A 16,822-nucleotide genomic window follows, 5' to 3' on the forward strand; every position below is an offset into this window, starting at 1 on the left:
AGGGAAAAAGATGAAAGGTGAAAGGTGAAAGGTGAAAGGTGAAAGGTTAAAGGTTAAAGGTGGAAGGTGGAAGGCAGTGCAATGCGGGATGGGCGAGGCCGCGAATGTTGTGTATTCCGTTGACGCTGCATACGGGCTAGGTATTACGTATCACTTGCCGCTCACTTCCTACTGTTCACTATGCACTATTCGGTTATAATCCGATCATCAAACGCGATAAGCCTTAAATTTGTTATTCAATTAATCATTTATTTATGACATTAATCCTAGAAGAGTTGGCCAAGCATTGTGATGCGGAAATTGTCGGCGGAGACAAGCAGTGTTCCATTACTTCGGCGGCCGATATCAAATCGGCTGCCGCTGGACAAATCACCATCTTGAACGATCCCAAATATGCACAATATTTTTCGAATTCCCGGGCGGCCGCTTGTTTTATTAAACGCGAAGCACTTCACGATGATCCGCCGGAGCATATGGCTCTGCTGGTTTGCAAAGATCCCGAGATTAGTTTTATCAAAGCGATTCATCTACTTTACCCGTCGACAGAGTTTCCGAAACAAATTTCGAAACATGCCTGTATAGCCGATTCGGCAATGATAGCTCATAACGTTTATATTGCGCCGTTTGTCAGTATCGGCGAAGGTTGTTTGATCGGCGAGGGTTGCGAGATCCTTAACGGCGCCTATATCGGCAAGGATGTCATGCTGGGCACTAATTGTCGTATTCACCCGAATGCCGTAATTTATGATCGCAGTCGTATCGGTAACAATGTCGTAATACATGCTGGTGCCGTGATCGGTGCGGACGGTTTCGGTTATAAGCAGCGCAATGAGCAGCATATTAAAGTGCCGCATGTCGGCAATATCATTATCGAGGACGATGTCGAAATCGGTGCGAACACCTGTATCGACCGTGGCACATTAGGTTCTACCGTGATCGGTTCGGGGTCGAAGATCGATAATCTGGTGCAAATCGGTCATAACAACACGATCGGCAATAATGTAATTATCTGCGGACAGACCGGTATTTCGGGTTCGTGCACTATCGAAGATAATGCGATTCTGGCAGGCAGCGCAGGTATCGCCGATCATGTCAAAATCGGTCATCACGCTGTCGTGATGGCGCGCTCCGGCGTATCGAACGATATTGCACCGGCTACGCAGGTATTCGGCAGTCCCGCGAAAGATAGAAAAGTCGCTTGGAAAGAGCTGGCTGCATTGACTAAATTGCCGGAATTGCTGAAAAAAATCAAGGATATCGAAATCAGACTCGGCAAACTTGAACAATAAAGCTATCTTGTGAGCGAATTGGAAGCGTTTTTTACCAGCGGCGGGCCGTTATCGAAAGTTATTCCCGGTTATTTGCCGCGTGCGGCGCAGGTTGAAATGGCTTGTGCGGTTAGTGATGCGATCGAGCAAGAGCGCCATTTGATCGCCGAAGCCGGCACCGGCACCGGCAAAACTTTCGCTTATCTAGTGCCCGCGATTCTGTCGGGACGCAAAGCGATCGTATCGACCGGTACCAAAAATCTCCAGGATCAATTGTTCAACAACGACATTCCTGTCATTCGCAAAGCGATGAGCGTGCCGTTCGCGGCCGCTTTGCTGAAAGGCCGTAGCAATTATCTGTGTATTTATCGGCTCGGCAACGCACTCAACTCGTCCTTGGGTTTCAGTAAAGAAGATGCGGCGTCGCTGACTAAAATCAAATCGTGGTCCAACCGAACGAAATCGGGCGATGTCGCCGAAATGCCGGATGTGCCGGAAAGCGACCCGGTGTGGTTTCAGGCAACTTCGACCGCCGATAATTGTCTCGGCCAGGACTGTCCCGATTACGAAAAATGTTTTCTGGTCAAGGCGCGAAAAAAAGCCCAGGAAGCCGATATACTGGTTATCAATCACCATTTGTTGTGCGCGGATTGGTCGATTCGCGAAATCGGCTTCGGTGAGTTGCTGCCCGATGCCGAAATTGTGATCATCGATGAGGCGCATCAATTGGCCGATACCGCCTCGAACTTTTTGGGTATCACGGTCGGCGCCCGGCAATTGAGCGATTTGGCTAAGGATGCCTTGGTTGAATATTTCAAGGATGCGACCGATTTACCCGAATTACGCACCGCCTGCGATGATCTGGAGCATCAGATCAAAGATTTACGCTTGGCATTCGGCATCGAACTAAAAAGAGGCGAGTGGCGCGAAATCGAGACTCATCCGAAAATTTCCTCGGGCCTGTCCGAATTGCAGGAACAACTTCAACGTCTGACCGTGCAATTGGAGTTGGCGTCGGTCAAGACCAAGGGATTGGAATCTTGTTTCAAACGCGCCGAAGAACTAGGGCATCAACTACGGGCCATTCTCGAAGAGAACGACGGCAAATGGATACGCTGGTACGAAACCCATAAGAAGACCTTTACGCTCAGCCGGACGCCTATCGACATTGCCTCCGAATTTCGTGCCTTTATGCAGCAGCATAAAGCAACCTGGATATTTACCTCGGCGACTTTGAGTGTTGCGAATAAATTCGAGCATTTCGCGAAAAGTTTGGGGCTTGCGAATGCCGAGGGGCTCAGTTGGGAAAGTCCGTTCGATTATGCCGAGCAGTCGCTATTTTATCATCCCAAGGGGCTGCCTAAACCTTCCGATCCGGATTTTACGCGCACGATCGTCGAATTTGCGTTGCCGGTGCTCGAAGCCAGTCGGGGACGTGCGTTTTTTCTGTTTACGAGTCATCGTGCCTTGAAGGAAGCGGAGTCGTTGCTTAGGTCAAAAATCAAATATCCGTTGCTTGTGCAAGGCAGCCGTCCGAAAGCGATCTTGTTGGATGAATTCAAACGGGCCGGTAATGCGATTTTACTGGGCACGGCCAGTTTTTGGGAGGGCGTCGATGTGCGCGGCGAGGCTTTGTCGTGCGTGATCATCGATAAATTGCCGTTCGCATCTCCGAGCGATCCGGTGTTGAAGGCGCGACTCGGCGCGATGGAGCGGCAAGGTTTGAATCCCTTTTTCGAATACCAGATTCCGGCCGCGGTGATTGCGTTGAGACAAGGCGTCGGCCGCTTGATTCGAGATGTCAGCGATCGCGGCGTCTTGCTGGTCTGCGATCCGCGTTTGTTGAAGCGCGCATACGGGCAAATGTTTCTCGATAGTGTGCCGCCGATGCGTCGAACTCGCGATATCGAGGATGTCCGAGCCTTTTTTCAAAACGAGCAAAATGCATGAAGTTATTGGCAGTGGATACCGCGACCGAAGCCTGTTCGGCCGCTTTATATATCGATGGCGAAATCTTGGAGCGCTTCGAATTGGCGCCGCGAACGCATACGCAACTGATCTTGCCGATGATCGATTCGCTGATGGCCGAGGCGGGGCTTGCGCCTCACGATTTAGAAGGGCTCGCATTCGGACGGGGTCCCGGTTCTTTTACCGGTGTTAGAATCGCGACCGGCGTGATTCAAGGTGTCGCACTAGGTTTGGACTTGCCGATCGTGCCGGTTTCGACGTTGGCTGCCTTGGCTCAGGACTATTTTGGACGCGCAACCGAAGAGGTGGTTTTCGCGGGAATGGATGCGCGCATGGGGGAGGTGTTTTGGGGCGTTTACCGTAAAAACGATCAGGGTTTTGCCGAAGTGCTCGGCTCCGAGTCGGTAGGACCCGCTGAAAACGTCGTTTTCCCCGAATTGAAAGGCTACGGCATCGGTAGCGGCTGGAAAACCTACCGTGATGCATTGGGCGAGCGCATGAATGGTTGGCTTGCCGGCGTCGACGATACGCCTTTGCCGAAAGCCTCGGCGATAGCGCTGCTCGGCGCGCGAAGCTTCAACTTGGGTCAAGCCGTGCCGGTTGAACAGGCGATGCCGGTATATTTACGCGATAAAGTCGCAAAAAAAGAATCGGAGCGATAATCGGGTATAATGGCCGAATTTATTTCAGACACGCATACTATGGCGCAATTTTTTCAAATCCATCCCGAGAATCCGCAGCAACGATTGATCAATCGAGCAGTCGAGATCTTACAGAATGGTGGTGTGATCGCCTATCCGAACGACTCATCCTATGCGATCGCTTGTCAAATGGACGATAAGCAGGCGCTGGACAAAATTCGTAGAATCAGGCAATTGGACGATAAACACAATTTTACCTTGATCTGTCAGGATCTAACGCAGGTGTCGAATTTCGCCAAAATCGATAACGACGCCTATCGACTGATCAAGGCATTGACGCCAGGGCCGTTCACTTTTATCCTGAATGCCACGCGTGAAGTGCCGCGACGCTTGCAACATCCGAAGAAAAAAACCATAGGCATTCGGGTGCCTGATCACGCGATCGCTTCGTTGTTAGTGGAGACTATCGGCGAGCCGTTGTTTAGCTCGACGTTGGTCTTGCCGGGTGAATCGTCGGCCTTGACCGATCCTTATGAAATTCGGGATAGGCTCGAGCATGAACTCGATCTGGTGATCGATGCAGGTATCGTGCTGGACGAGCCGACTACAATTATTGAATGTTCGGGAAAAAATCTCGAAATTATCAGGCAGGGAAAAGGCCAAGCACCGATGTTGGACTAACCGAGAAATTCCTTATGATGAACGAATTGTCTTTAATTCAGCGTATTATCGTCTGGGTTATTCCGGTAGTTTTTGCGATTACCGTGCACGAAGCCGCTCATGGCTGGGTTGCCAAAAAATACGGCGACAATACCGCTAAAATGCTCGGTCGATTGACCTTGAACCCGTTGAAACATATCGACCCGGTCGGCACGATTCTACTACCCGGTATTTTGTTATTGACCGGAACCGGTTTCATTTTCGGCTGGGCCAGGCCGGTGCCGGTCGATGCGCGAAATTTTAAGAACCCGCGGCAGGATATGGCCATCGTCGCATTGGCGGGCCCGGTATCGAATTTACTGATGGCTGTGGGGTGGGCGTTGATCGCTCGAGTGGGTGTCATGATCAATGTCGAATTCATGACGCTGCCGATGATATATTGGGGCATTGCGGGTATATCGATTAATCTGGTGCTGGCGTTGATTAATCTGATACCGATACCGCCTCTGGACGGGAGTCGCGTCGTGTCGGGCATTTTGCCGAATCGATGGGCTTGGCAGTACAACAAATTAGAGCGTTACGGTTTTTTGATATTGTTGCTGATGCTATTCACCGGCACGTTGAATGTCTTACTGGGTTATCCGATGTTTTTGGCGCAAAATATGTTTTTTTCATTAGCCGGCTTGGGATAAGGCTTTTGAGTAGTTTTCGGTTAAGGTAATCCATTGACGATGCAAGTAGCGCAAGCGGATGTTTTGCCCCCGGTTGAGGAAGTCTTGGCTATTGTTCAGGGCGCGCCGTTCATGGCGTTCCCCGAGGATCTTTACATACCGCCCGATGCCTTGCGCGTCTTTCTCGATACCTTTGAAGGGCCGCTGGATTTGTTGCTCTATCTGATTCGTAGACAGAATCTCGATATCCTGAATATTCCGATCGCTCAGATTACTCGGCAGTACATCGGTTACATTGATATGATGACCGAGCTTAGGCTCGAGTTGGCCGCAGAATATCTGGTCATGGCGGCATTGCTGGCCGAGATCAAATCGCGCATGTTGCTGCCTAGGCAGGTCGCCGAAGAAGAGGATGACGAAGACCCGAGGGCCTTATTGATTCGCAGATTGCAGGAATATGAGGTCATTAAAAAGGCGGCCGAGGACATCGATGGCATGCCGAGACTGGAGCGTGATTTGTTCATTGTCAAGGCCGACGTATCGATGATTGAAATCGAACGCCCCTTGCCGGATATTCAGTTGCGAGAACTGTTATTGGCTTTGCAAGACGTATTAAAGCGTGCGGACCAATTAAGTCATCATCAGATTGTTAAGGAGCCTTTATCGGTTCGGGAGCGTATGTCGAGCGTTTTGGAGAGACTCAAAGGCGGGGAGGGGATCGTTTTCAATCGATTGTTTCTAACTCAAGAAGGACGCCATGGTGTCGTTGTGACTTTTTTGGCGATTCTCGAGCTCAGTAAGGAAGGATTGATCGAAATCATTCAACACGAACCTTTGACCGAAATCGTGGTCAGAGCGGTTGCTGCAAGTGCTTAAGTTTTAATAAGATTCTCGCGCAAAGGCGCAGAGGAATTTTGCTGTTACCCAAGTTCCAGCTTGGGTAACCTGATCAGGAAGCTCTAGCTTCCCGACAAACAAAGAAGATTGAACGAGAAGGTCGGGGTTGATTAAGAATGTGCGGAGCTTGTGTCGGTCTCATGAAGCTGGAGCTTCCGGAGTGTCTTTCCCAAGCTGGAGCTTAGGAAAGAGCGAGATATGGGGTGGCCGTTTTTAGCTTGATGCGTATGGGTTGCAACCCCGTCTTAAATGTTTCGACCCTGCTAAAGCAATCCAAGATATTTGGGGACAAACCGAAACGTTGGGGACGGGGTAAATAATTCGTCCCGCAGAAGGGGGTGAATTACCGAATTCGTAAAACCACCTCTACGCCCTTTCGCATCTGCGCGAGAAAAAATTTAACAATACGTATTGTCTTAAAAAAAGCAACTTTCTAGCAACTCTCGTGGATATCAAACGAATCGTCGAAGCCCTGTTATTCGCATCGGATAAACCGATGACGGTCAAACAACTCCAACAAACCTTTCCCGAACTCGAACAGCCAGAACTCGACACGATACAGCAAGCCGTTGACGAGATTGCAGGAGAATACGCACAACGGCCAATTGCATTGAAAAAAGTAGCCAGCGGTTACCGTTTTCAAGTCAGACCGGAATTGTCATTTTGGGTCGGCCGCTTATTCGAAGAAAAACCGCCTAAATATTCCAGAGCCTTGTTGGAGACGCTGGCGATCATTGCTTACCGTCAACCGGTTACGAGAGGCGATATCGAAGATATTCGCGGCGTTGCGGTTAGCTCGAATATCATTCGTACGCTTCTCGAACGCGAATGGATTAGGGTCGTTGCGCATAAAGAAGTGCCGGGACGTCCCGCGCTATACGGTACGACCAAACAATTTTTGGACTATTTCGATTTATCTTCCTTGCATGAGCTTCCGACATTGCAGGAAATCAAAGAATTGGATTTATCGGTAGCCAGTAATCAGCAACTAATGCAGGAACAGAGTGAGCAGCAAGAAACCAACCGATCAGAAGTCACCGAACAAGGACAGGAAGCCGAACTCAAAGCAGAAGTCGAGTCCTCCGTCCACGATACGAAAGAGGTCGTTCAATGAAGCAGGGGGCCCCGTCGCAATGAAAAAAACATTGACCAAGCCTCAGGATGAAACCGGCGAACGTATACAAAAAATACTGGCGCGCGGCGGTATGGGTTCGAGGCGCGAAGTCGAGCGCTGGATAGAAGAAGGGCGTGTCAGGCTTAACGGCGTGCAGGCAAAACTCGGTGATAGAATCCAAAACGGCGACCATCTACAGCTTAATGGCCGAGTCGTCCATTGGGAAAAATTTGCGCACCAAACTACCCGGGTATTGATTTATCACAAACCGGTCGGAGAGGTCGTGACAAGGCAAGACCCGGAAGGCCGGCCGGTCGTTTTCACGCAATTGCCTAAGTTACAAGTAGGCCGCTGGATTTCGGTCGGGCGTCTCGATATCAATACTTCAGGTTTGCTGTTGTTGACCAATAACGGCGAATTGGCTAATCGATTGATGCATCCATCGATGCAAGTCGACCGAGAATATGCTGTGCGGATTTTAGGCGAGGTTTCCGATGAGGTACTCGAACGATTAAAACAAGGCGTTGAACTTGACGATGGGCCGGCAAAATTCGACGATATTCAATTTCACGGCGGTGAAGGTGCCAATAAATGGTATCACGTCGTCGTTAGCGAAGGGCGCAATCGTTTGGTTCGGCGGTTATGGGAATCTCAAGGGGTAACCGTCAGTCGCTTGATGCGCGTGCGCTATGGCTTGCTGACGATGCCGGAAGGATTAAAATCTCATGCTTTCCACGAACTGGAATCGAAAGCATTGGATGTGTTGCTCGAATCGGTTGGCTTGCCTAAGGAAAAACCATTGGCACCCGGTAAACAGGGTGTCAAGAAGCACGGATTCTATAAAAAAACCAAGGAGTGAGTTTTTAATTGGTAAGCAGTGAGCAGTGAGAGGTAAGCAGGGAATGGTGGCGTTTGCTTCAATTTGTGGTTGAATTTCGCGCATACCCAAGCTCTTTGCTTGGGTATGCGGTACGAGAAGCTCCAGCTTCTCGAAACTGGTGAGCAAGAGCTTGCGTGAAGGGTTTCTAAAACCGGAGATTGGGAAGTTGTGTAGGGGATTCGAATACTTACCTTTGGGATGTTTTTAGGCACGCGAAGTATATATATCAAGCTATTCTTTAGTCGCTTGGCTTATCCTAATGATTTATGTTTTTAGGAAAGAGTAGGCATTTTTTGATAAGCTAAAAACGACCTAATAGCGCGTTCCGCTTCTTTATGGTGATTTAACTTTATGATTATGAATAAAAATTATGATGAAACGAGATGTTAGCATAAGCCTTTTCATTGTGTTGGTCATGTTAAGTCCTTTCAGTCGAGCCAGCGCTTATTTAGAAGATCAAAAAATTATCGCAGGATGGGTGGAAGACATTATTCTATCTCCGGCACAAATACGTTTTCGGGCAAAATTGGATACCGGCGCTAAAACTTCTTCGATCCATGCAAAAAATGTTGAGGAGTTTGAGCGGGACGGGCAAAGTTGGGTACGTTTTACCTTACCGAAAGGCCTCGAAAAAAAATCTCAAGCTAGGACGGTGGAGTTGCCGGTTGCTCGCGAAACGTTGATCAAAAGACACAAACTGGATTCGGCAAGGCGCTATGTTGTAGAGTTGGGATTTTGCATGAATTCCAATTATTACGAGACGGAGTTCACGTTGGCCGACCGAGACAACTATATTTATCCGGTTCTGTTAGGTCGTCGATTTCTGGAAAACAAGGTCATTGTCGATCCAGGCGTGACCCATAAACATTCGAAAAAATTAAAAAATATCATTTGCTACCCTGGTTTTCCGGAGCCGGTTTTGGAAGAATAATTCGGCATTATTCCTTTCGGATCTTAAACCCCCATAACAACAATTATTTAATACGGCAATCGTTTTGAAAAACCTTCATGTCAATGTTTTGGCGTTTATCCTGGTCGGATTGAGCGTCGCTGTTTCATATTACAAAGTTACTGAACTTAATCTACCCTTGCTACCGGTCGAGGATGAGATTATTTGGGCTGTGGAAGCCAAGGTTAGCTATAAACCTTCTTCCGGCCCTTCCAAAGTCGATTTGATGTTGCCGAAACAAATTCCCGGATATATGTTTTTGGATGAAAACTTTGTTTCCGGTCGATATGGCCTAACTCTTGAAAGCGTCAATCAAAATCGAATCGCTCAATGGGCGGTTCGGCGCCCTGCTGGTGAACAGACGCTGTATTATCGGATGCAGATTGTTCCGGGGGATAAAGAAACCTTTATCGATAAAAAAGTTCCTTATCCTGAAGAACCCGAGTATCCGGAGATCATGCAGACGGCCGTTTCGGCATTGCTGGACGATGTCAGAAGCAAATCGGCGGATATTAAATCCTTCACGCAAGAGTTATTGAGAAGGTTGAATGCGCCAAATCCCGACGACAATGTAAAAATCATTAAAAAAGACGCGACCAGCTCTGAAGCGTGGATGAAGCGAGTTATCGATATTTTGCATGGCGCTAGGATTCCGACTCGTCAAGTCAACATTCTGATGCTCAAGGATGGGGCTAGGCATAGTAAGTTAGTGCCTTGGCTTCAGGTGCACAACGGTGAGCAATGGTTAACTTTTGACCCTCATTCGGGGATATCGGGTTTTCCTGAGAATTCAATCATTTGGTATTACGGAAGCTCGCCTTTACTGACAGTGACGGGAGGGAAATCGGAGAAAATCGACTTTTCGGTCTATAAGCAATCGCTCGGTTTGGCGGCGGTAACCCAGAAGCGAATCGGTAAAATCGATTCGCCGATTATGGAATTCTCGCTATTCCATTTGCCGATTCAAACACAAAATGTTTACCGGATTTTATTGATGATGCCGATTGGTGCCTTGCTGATCGTTGTTCTGAGAAATGTCGTTGGCTTTAAAACATTCGGTACGTTCATGCCGATTTTGATCGGGATGGCGTTTCGAGAGACCGGTTTGTCTTGGGGGCTTTTTTTATTTGGTTTGCTCATCGCATTCGGTTTAATGCTGCGTTTTTATCTGGAATATTTACGTTTGCTGCTGGTACCAAGACTCGCGAGTGTGCTGATCATCGTTGTGATATTGATGACGTTGCTAAGCTTGATGAGCCATAAAATGGGTATCGATCGCGGCTTGTCCGTGGCCTTGTTCCCAATGGTTATTATTTCGATGACGATTGAACGAATGTCCTTGGTTTGGGAAGAGCACGGGCCTTCAGAGGCGCTACAGCAATGCATCGGCAGCTTATTCATTGCGTCAATAGGATATTTGCTAATGTCGCATCCCGTGCTCGAGCATCTTATTTTTGTATTTCCCGAATTATTATTGACATTTTTGGCGTTCACCTTACTGTTAGGTCGCTATACCGGCTATCGCTTAACTGAACTATGGCGGTTTCGTTCCGTCATAAAAGGGTAGTCGCATGTCTTGGAAAAACTATTTGCGCCCCTCGAAGCGTTTGCGAGAAGCTGGCTTGTTGGGGATGAATCAGCGTAATGGCGACTATATACTGCGTTACAATCCGCGAAAATACTATCCGCTGGTCGACGACAAGCTGCGAACCAAAAAGCTCGCGCAAGCTTCAGGTATTGCCGTTCCCGAACTCTATGCTGTGGTCGATGCGGAATATCAAATCGCCGATTTACCCGAAAAGCTCAAGCCATACGACGAGTTTGCAATCAAGCCTGCACATGGCAGCGGAGGCGAAGGGATTATCGTTGTCAATGGCCGCAGCAAGAATTGTTATCGCAAACTGAACGGCACCTTGTTGACCGAAGAGGAAATCGGCCATCACATCTCCAATATACTGAGCGGTATGTACAGTTTGGGCGGCCAGCCGGATGTCGCTTTGATCGAATATCGGGTGGATTTTGACCCGGTTTTCGATCGAGTGAGTTATCAAGGCGTTCCCGATATCAGGACGATTATTTTTATGGGAGTTCCGGTGATGTCAATGTTGCGTTTGCCGACTCGGCTTTCCGACGGTAAGGCCAATCTGCATCAAGGCGCGATTGGTGTGGGTATCGATATCGAACAAGGCGTCACCACGACTGGCGTATGGCAAAACGATATGATTGATGCGCATCCTGATTCAGGAAATACGATTACAGGATTAAGCTTGCCGAATTGGGAGGACATCCTGCTGTTGTCGGCGGGTTGCAAGGAGTTGGTTTCGCTCGGTTATATCGGCGTCGATATCGTATTGGATTCGAAACTTGGTCCGCTGATGTTGGAAATCAATGCTCGCCCCGGTTTAAGCATTCAATTAGCCAACAAAAAAGGGCTATTACCCCGATTGGAAGCCGTCGAGAAGCTCAAAAAAATTCCTGAAACGGCTGCGGAACGCGTAGAACTCGCCAAAAAACTTTACCGGACACAATAAGTCCGGCATGTGTCCCGCGCGGATCAAAATTCGGCACTCCTTGGCAGGACGGGGGGTGCAAGCCCGTCCTAAGCGTTTCGATCGTGGCCGAAGCAAATCAAAACGTTCGGGGCGGGTTGAATAACCCGCCCCGCGCACCATTTCGCAAGTCATCCGTAGTTACTCAGCCTAAACTAAAAAAGGCACGCGAGGCTTACTCTGCGAGACTGTCGATCACCGCGAGGCTAAAGCTTTGCACCGTAATGTGATGATTCGATTTCATTGCTTGTCTGATGAAACCGTGTCTGCTACTGTCCGGTTTTATCGGTCGGGTTGGGAGAAAAAGCATGTCAAGTAGAGTCGATTTTACGATGGGATTTAATACCCGGGGCTTAGCATCTAAAAAAGCACACGCTAACGGTTATCGAATTTATGTGTTGGGTGATTTTTCCGGACGGCGTGATGCAGAGTGGAGTCAACGCAACATTAAAAGAATCGACAGCGATACTTTTGAGCAGGTAATGACTCAAATCAGGCCGACGCTCGATCTTGACTCGGGTGTGACATTGCATTTTGAATCGATCGAAGACTTTCATCCGGATGCCTGGTTTAACAAAATCCGGATTTTGGCTGACTTGCTCGAATTAAAAAAAGCGTTGAGTAACCCGAAAACGGCGGCGCAGGCTGCGGCGAAAATTCAATCGTTCAATCAAACCGACCCTAATCAAAACATTTCGCCCCAAACGCAGCAAGTCGATGTCGAGACCGAAGCGGATACCTTGCAACGTTTGTTGGGCAAAGCGCCGGAGCCCAAGACCGATAAAGCCGACACGGTGGAAAGGTTGATCGAACGGGTCGTGTCGCCTTATATAACCAAGGATGTTAGTTCGCAGTATCAGGCTTTGATTGATGTGATCGAAAAGACGGTCAGCCAATTTTTGCGAACCCTACTGCAACGACAGGATTTTAAAAGCCTCGAGTCCCTTTGGCGAGCCACCGAAGCGCTAGTCAATGAAGAGTACGCGGACGAGCAGTGCTTCTTTTTAGTCGATATCAGCCAAGCCGAATTAATGGCCGCTGTCAATGAAGGGGGCAGCGAGTTTAAACAGCGTTTATTGGCGCATGTTCAATTGGACGACGAAGGGCGGGATGTATTGTTGGTCGGCGATTTTAGCTTTGCCGGCAGTGCTGAAGATGCTGAATTGCTTAAGTTTTTGAGTGCTACGGCAAAAGCTTGCGGCGGCTGTTTTCTTGGTGCTGCGGGTCAGTCATTGATCGATAGCGCGATCTTAGGGGAGTCTAAAAAAGACGGCGATTGGACTCGATACCTTAGCGAGATTAATGCCGATAGCGTGGTGCTGGCATATCCTCGCTACTTATTGAGATTACCCTACGGATTCAAGCGTGACCCGATTGAAACATTGGCTTTTGAGGAATGTTCGGAGGTCCCCGCCCAGAGTGAGCTACTTTGGGGAAATCCGGCCCTGTTATGCGCTCGGGCGCTGATAAGAATGACTCAAGAAGACAGTGCGGACGATGCAGTATTGATGAGCGATGTGCCGGTATTTAGTTATACCTTGGATGATGAGCCCGTTTTGCAGCCCGGCACCGAAACATTATTGATCGAGGCTCAAGTCAATGCTTTGTTATCGAAAGGCATCACGACCTTGATTGGGTTTCGTCAGCGTCAAGGCGTTCAGTTTCCGATAATTACGACGTTGGCGGATCGTTGAGTTAAATCGGTCAAGCCCCCGCTTTGCGCTCATCGTTATATACCCGTCGTAGATCAAAATTCGGCACCTGGGTGTCCGCTAAAGGACGCCGTGAATACGTCCATGTAGTCTCTGTGCCAGCTCCATGCTGGCAAAGCCTTTATGAGCGCCATGGATGGCGTGAATGTCGATTTTGCAGGAGCGAAAATCGACCGGACACCCCGGCGCCTCCTCGGGCACTGCCGAAATTTCAAGTGCGAAAGGTATAACAACGAGCGAAGAACCTTGGGAAACAGAATAAATTGACGGATTTTCCAGAATTAAATTGACAATGCTAATAATCGGCCTACAATGAGTTCCAGCTAGAAAACTAGATTTACCTTTGTTTACCATTTCGATGTCTCTTCAGTAGTTATTCGTCCTGTTTTTCATATAGTAATTCCATCGTTATCAGCTTTACCCGCCTTTCTTAAGGCTTTTAATTTAAAATTTTATAGGACTTACTATGAATACTGCAGCAATGACTACCGGCACCGTTAAATGGTTTAATTCAGATAAAGGTTTCGGTTTTATCGAACAACAACAAGGTCCGGACGTTTTCGTCCATTTCCGGAATATCCTGAGCGGCACCAGCAGCTACAAATCACTGGATGAAGGCCAACACGTTCAGTTTAAAATTACTCGCGGTCCAAAAGGCCCGCAAGCCGAAGAAGTCACGGTTATCTAAACCGATTTAAAAAACCCGCGCTCATGAACTGAGCGCGGGTTTTTTTATGCCTGAAAAAAGGCTGCGTATTTTGCGAGTTAGTTGTGCGAAGTTCGAAAACGAGAAAAGATGACTCCTTTGCGGGGCGGGTTATTTAACCCGTCCCGCAGAAGGTGCCCAACGTTTTGTTTCTGCCAAGAAATTTGAAGTGTGAAAGGTATAATAGGTAAATGTTAAAGCAGGATTAACATTATGGTTGAGCTATGAGTAACGAGAAACAAAATATCTTTGAATTATTAGCAAAAGAGTTCGAACTTAAACCTTCGGATTACTATTTCCTAGATCTGATCCCGTTAATTGAAATGATATGGGCCGACGGCGAAAATCAACCAGCCGAGCTGGCATTGCTGTATCACTTTACGATAGAACACATTGCGCACCTTGACCGCGCGGCGGGAATTCCATTGATAACGACCGAGGATGCCAATGATTTTTTGGAGCGCTTCGCGCACCGGCGACCGCCGCAAAGACTACTTGACGCACTGAGCGAATTGGTCCTCGATTCTGCGTCATCGGCCGATTCCGAGCGAAATCGAAGCATTCTGAAATATTGCATGGACATTGCCGCTGCTTGTACGACACAGTACCCCTATGCCTTGCGGGGCCGTATCGTCGATAGCGAAAAGGTTTTGCTCGATAAACTCTTTGCCGCGTTTCAAAATAGGCATTACTTCGACGCGAACTGAGGACTGAGACGCTATCTTAGGCTTTTAATTTCATCGTTCCCACAAAAGGGTTCCGAACTCTGTGGGAGCGATCCCCTGATCGCGATTTCGAAGCCGGGAAGGTTAGGTGATAATAAATGGTATCGAGGCCGCATGCGCTATGATGGCATGACGGTAATACACGATTTATGTATAACGATGAGTGCTCTCCGTGGGCACCAGAAAACCGAATACCAATAACGAGAATATCCATGGAAACCTTTGAAAATGTTGTTGCGACTTTGTCAGGCTGGGTCTGGGGCGCGCCGATGCTTATTTTACTAGTCGGTACCGGACTGTATTTGACGATTCTGTTGCGCGGCTTGCAATTCCGCGCGCTCGGGCACGCTTTGAAATTAATTTTCGATAAGGATCATCAGGGCGTCGGCGATATCAGTCATTTTGCGGCCTTGACCACGGCATTGGCGGCTACGGTCGGAATCGGCAACATCGTCGGCGTGGCAACCGCGATTACGCTAGGTGGGCCCGGAGCGGTCTTTTGGATGTGGATGACCGGCATCGTCGGCATGGCGACAAAGTATGCCGAGGCGGTCTTGGCGGTTAAATATCGCGAGCAAGGCAAGCATGGCATGCGCGGTGGGCCGATGTATTACATTGCGAAGGGTGCGGGGCTCCCTTGGCTGGGCTGGCTGTTTGCGCTGTTTACGGCCTGTGCGGCGTTCGGCATCGGCAACATGACGCAAGCCAATTCGGTCGCGGTTATGTTGGGCAATATCTTCGGCGTTGAAGCCTGGGTGACCGGCGTTGTTTTGATGTCGTTGACCGGCTTCGTGCTAATCGGCGGTATTCGCTCGATCGGCCGATTTACCTCGATGCTGGTGCCGTTCATGATCGTGCTTTATATCGGCGCCGCGTTGACCGTGATCGCTATTAACATCAATCAAGTGCCGGAAGCATTGCGGCTGATTTTTTATCATGCCTTCAACCCGATCGCGGCGGGCGGCGGATTTGCCGGCGCAACTATCGCCTCCGCTATCCGTTTTGGAGTCGCGCGCGGGGTGTTTTCCAACGAGTCGGGGCTCGGCTCGGCGCCGATCGCCGCCGCGGCGGCTCGTACTTGCGATCCAGTCAAGCAAGCGCTGGTATCGATGACGCAGACCTTCATCGATACCTTGCTGGTTTGTACCATTACAGCGCTGGTTATTCTAACCGCAACACCATGGGCCGATGGCGTTAGCGCCGGCGTGCTGACCAGCTTAAGTTTTGCCGAAACGTTAGGTAGTACCGGCACGTTGATCGTCGCGCTGGCGACAGTATTGTTCGCGTTTTCGACCTTGATCGGTTGGAGTTATTACGGCGAGAAAGCGATCGAATATTTGCTCGGTGCGAGAGTCGTCGTTCTTTATCGTGTCGCCTTCGTGGCCGTCATTCCGGTCGGAGCGATGCTGCAGCTGGACTTGGTGTGGAATTTCTCGGATCTGATGAACGGTTTGATGGCCGTCCCTAATCTGATAGGGCTGTTGTTGTTGTCCAAAGTCGTGCGGGATGAAACGCGGCGTTATTTTAACGCGCGTTCGAATGACGCGGGGCATCGGCTGAAAAACCGAGTAACTCGCTAAGGAATAAATTGACAGGTCATGGGGTTGGCTGTTAGACTTTTTGTCCTTTATTGTCAAAGCCTTGGCAGGGAATTCTATCGTTTTCCCTGTGAGAATCGACTCGGCTAACTGACCTGTACCTTTGGCAATCCGAACCGATTGTTCGGCACGAAATCAAGGCGCTTTCGTTTAGGAAACTGTAAGTTAATACCAGCAGTTCTCAATTTAGCCCATGCTGGTAAACTGGGCTGATTTTTTCATATCCGTACACGGACGATGGCTTACCCTTTTAAAGAAACAGAACAATTCACGCAAGCTCGCTTGATCGAGCGAATCAGGCAAGTCTTCGAAACCTTGCCCGACGGTCGCAGTGGGACTGGTGTTTACCAGAAATACAGTATGGTCGATGCAGCACTGAGCGCCTTTTCGGTGTTTTTTATGCAATCACCCTCGTTTCTGGATCATCAGCGGACGATGCAAAAAGAGCGCGGCAAGAATAACGCACAGAGTTTGTTTGGAGTCT

The 16,822-nt window shown here is 49.0% G+C and carries 15 protein-coding genes and 1 pseudogene; all 16 read left to right on the forward strand.

Annotated features, from left to right (window positions below; all coding sequences use genetic code 11):
• The first annotated feature begins 254 nt into the window (after positions 1–254).
• Positions 255–1,289, forward strand: a complete 1,035-nt coding sequence (gene lpxD / locus METBU_RS0121595; RefSeq protein WP_017842598.1) for a UDP-3-O-(3-hydroxymyristoyl)glucosamine N-acyltransferase — start codon at positions 255–257, stop codon at positions 1,287–1,289.
• Positions 1,290–1,298: 9 nt separating this feature from the next.
• Complete coding sequence (locus METBU_RS0121600) at positions 1,299–3,218, forward strand: ATP-dependent DNA helicase (RefSeq protein WP_017842599.1); 1,920 nt, start codon at positions 1,299–1,301, stop codon at positions 3,216–3,218.
• Entirely contained in the window at positions 3,215–3,898 is a 684-nt protein-coding gene (tsaB, locus tag METBU_RS0121605; protein ID WP_017842600.1) for a tRNA (adenosine(37)-N6)-threonylcarbamoyltransferase complex dimerization subunit type 1 TsaB, read from the forward strand. The genes METBU_RS0121600 and tsaB overlap by 4 nt, the downstream gene beginning before the upstream one ends.
• A 39-nt stretch (positions 3,899–3,937) precedes the next feature.
• The gene (locus METBU_RS0121610) at positions 3,938–4,558 is read left to right on the forward strand and encodes an L-threonylcarbamoyladenylate synthase (protein ID WP_051056291.1); all 621 of its coding nucleotides are present in this window, start codon (positions 3,938–3,940) and stop codon (positions 4,556–4,558) included.
• 14 nt (positions 4,559–4,572) lie between these two features.
• On the forward strand, positions 4,573–5,229 hold the full coding sequence (locus tag METBU_RS0121615; RefSeq protein ID WP_017842602.1) for a site-2 protease family protein: 657 nt from the start codon (positions 4,573–4,575) through the stop codon (positions 5,227–5,229).
• A gap of 39 nt (positions 5,230–5,268) precedes the next feature.
• A complete protein-coding gene (locus METBU_RS0121620) occupies positions 5,269–6,084 on the forward strand; it encodes a segregation and condensation protein A (RefSeq protein WP_017842603.1) in 816 nt (271 codons plus the stop codon).
• A gap of 466 nt (positions 6,085–6,550) precedes the next feature.
• Positions 6,551–7,219, forward strand: a complete 669-nt coding sequence (scpB, locus tag METBU_RS0121625) for an SMC-Scp complex subunit ScpB (RefSeq protein ID WP_017842604.1) — start codon at positions 6,551–6,553, stop codon at positions 7,217–7,219.
• A 19-nt stretch (positions 7,220–7,238) separates the two neighbouring features.
• Positions 7,239–8,078 (forward strand): 23S rRNA pseudouridine(2605) synthase RluB, encoded by an 840-nt coding sequence (gene rluB / locus METBU_RS0121630; RefSeq protein ID WP_017842605.1) that lies wholly within the window; start codon positions 7,239–7,241, stop codon positions 8,076–8,078.
• A 391-nt stretch (positions 8,079–8,469) separates the two neighbouring features.
• The gene (locus METBU_RS24940; RefSeq protein ID WP_083877811.1) at positions 8,470–9,030 is read left to right on the forward strand and encodes an ATP-dependent zinc protease family protein; all 561 of its coding nucleotides are present in this window, start codon (positions 8,470–8,472) and stop codon (positions 9,028–9,030) included.
• Positions 9,031–9,094: 64 nt separating this feature from the next.
• Positions 9,095–10,615: an inactive transglutaminase family protein gene (locus tag METBU_RS0121640; RefSeq protein ID WP_017842607.1), complete on the forward strand. Its 1,521-nt coding sequence runs from the start codon at positions 9,095–9,097 to the stop codon at positions 10,613–10,615.
• 4 nt (positions 10,616–10,619) lie between these two features.
• Positions 10,620–11,579, forward strand: a complete 960-nt coding sequence (locus METBU_RS0121645) for an alpha-L-glutamate ligase-like protein (RefSeq protein WP_017842608.1) — start codon at positions 10,620–10,622, stop codon at positions 11,577–11,579.
• A 326-nt stretch (positions 11,580–11,905) separates the two neighbouring features.
• The gene (locus tag METBU_RS0121650; protein ID WP_026130374.1) at positions 11,906–13,291 is read left to right on the forward strand and encodes a type VI secretion system contractile sheath domain-containing protein; all 1,386 of its coding nucleotides are present in this window, start codon (positions 11,906–11,908) and stop codon (positions 13,289–13,291) included.
• Between the two features lie 499 nt (positions 13,292–13,790).
• Complete coding sequence (locus METBU_RS0121660; RefSeq protein ID WP_026130375.1) at positions 13,791–13,997, forward strand: cold-shock protein; 207 nt, start codon at positions 13,791–13,793, stop codon at positions 13,995–13,997.
• A gap of 242 nt (positions 13,998–14,239) precedes the next feature.
• Positions 14,240–14,722 carry a hypothetical protein gene (locus METBU_RS0121665; protein ID WP_017842611.1) on the forward strand — a complete coding sequence of 161 codons (483 nt, stop codon included), beginning with the start codon at positions 14,240–14,242 and terminating at the stop codon, positions 14,720–14,722.
• A 230-nt stretch (positions 14,723–14,952) separates the two neighbouring features.
• Complete coding sequence (locus METBU_RS0121670) at positions 14,953–16,320, forward strand: alanine/glycine:cation symporter family protein (protein ID WP_017842612.1); 1,368 nt, start codon at positions 14,953–14,955, stop codon at positions 16,318–16,320.
• A 255-nt stretch (positions 16,321–16,575) separates the two neighbouring features.
• Positions 16,576–16,822 (forward strand): annotated as a pseudogene (locus METBU_RS24945) (ISNCY family transposase); the annotation flags it as partial.

Origin of the sequence: Methylotuvimicrobium buryatense 5G (genome assembly GCF_000341735.1) — a bacterium.
GTDB lineage: Bacteria > Pseudomonadota > Gammaproteobacteria > Methylococcales > Methylomonadaceae > Methylotuvimicrobium > Methylotuvimicrobium buryatense.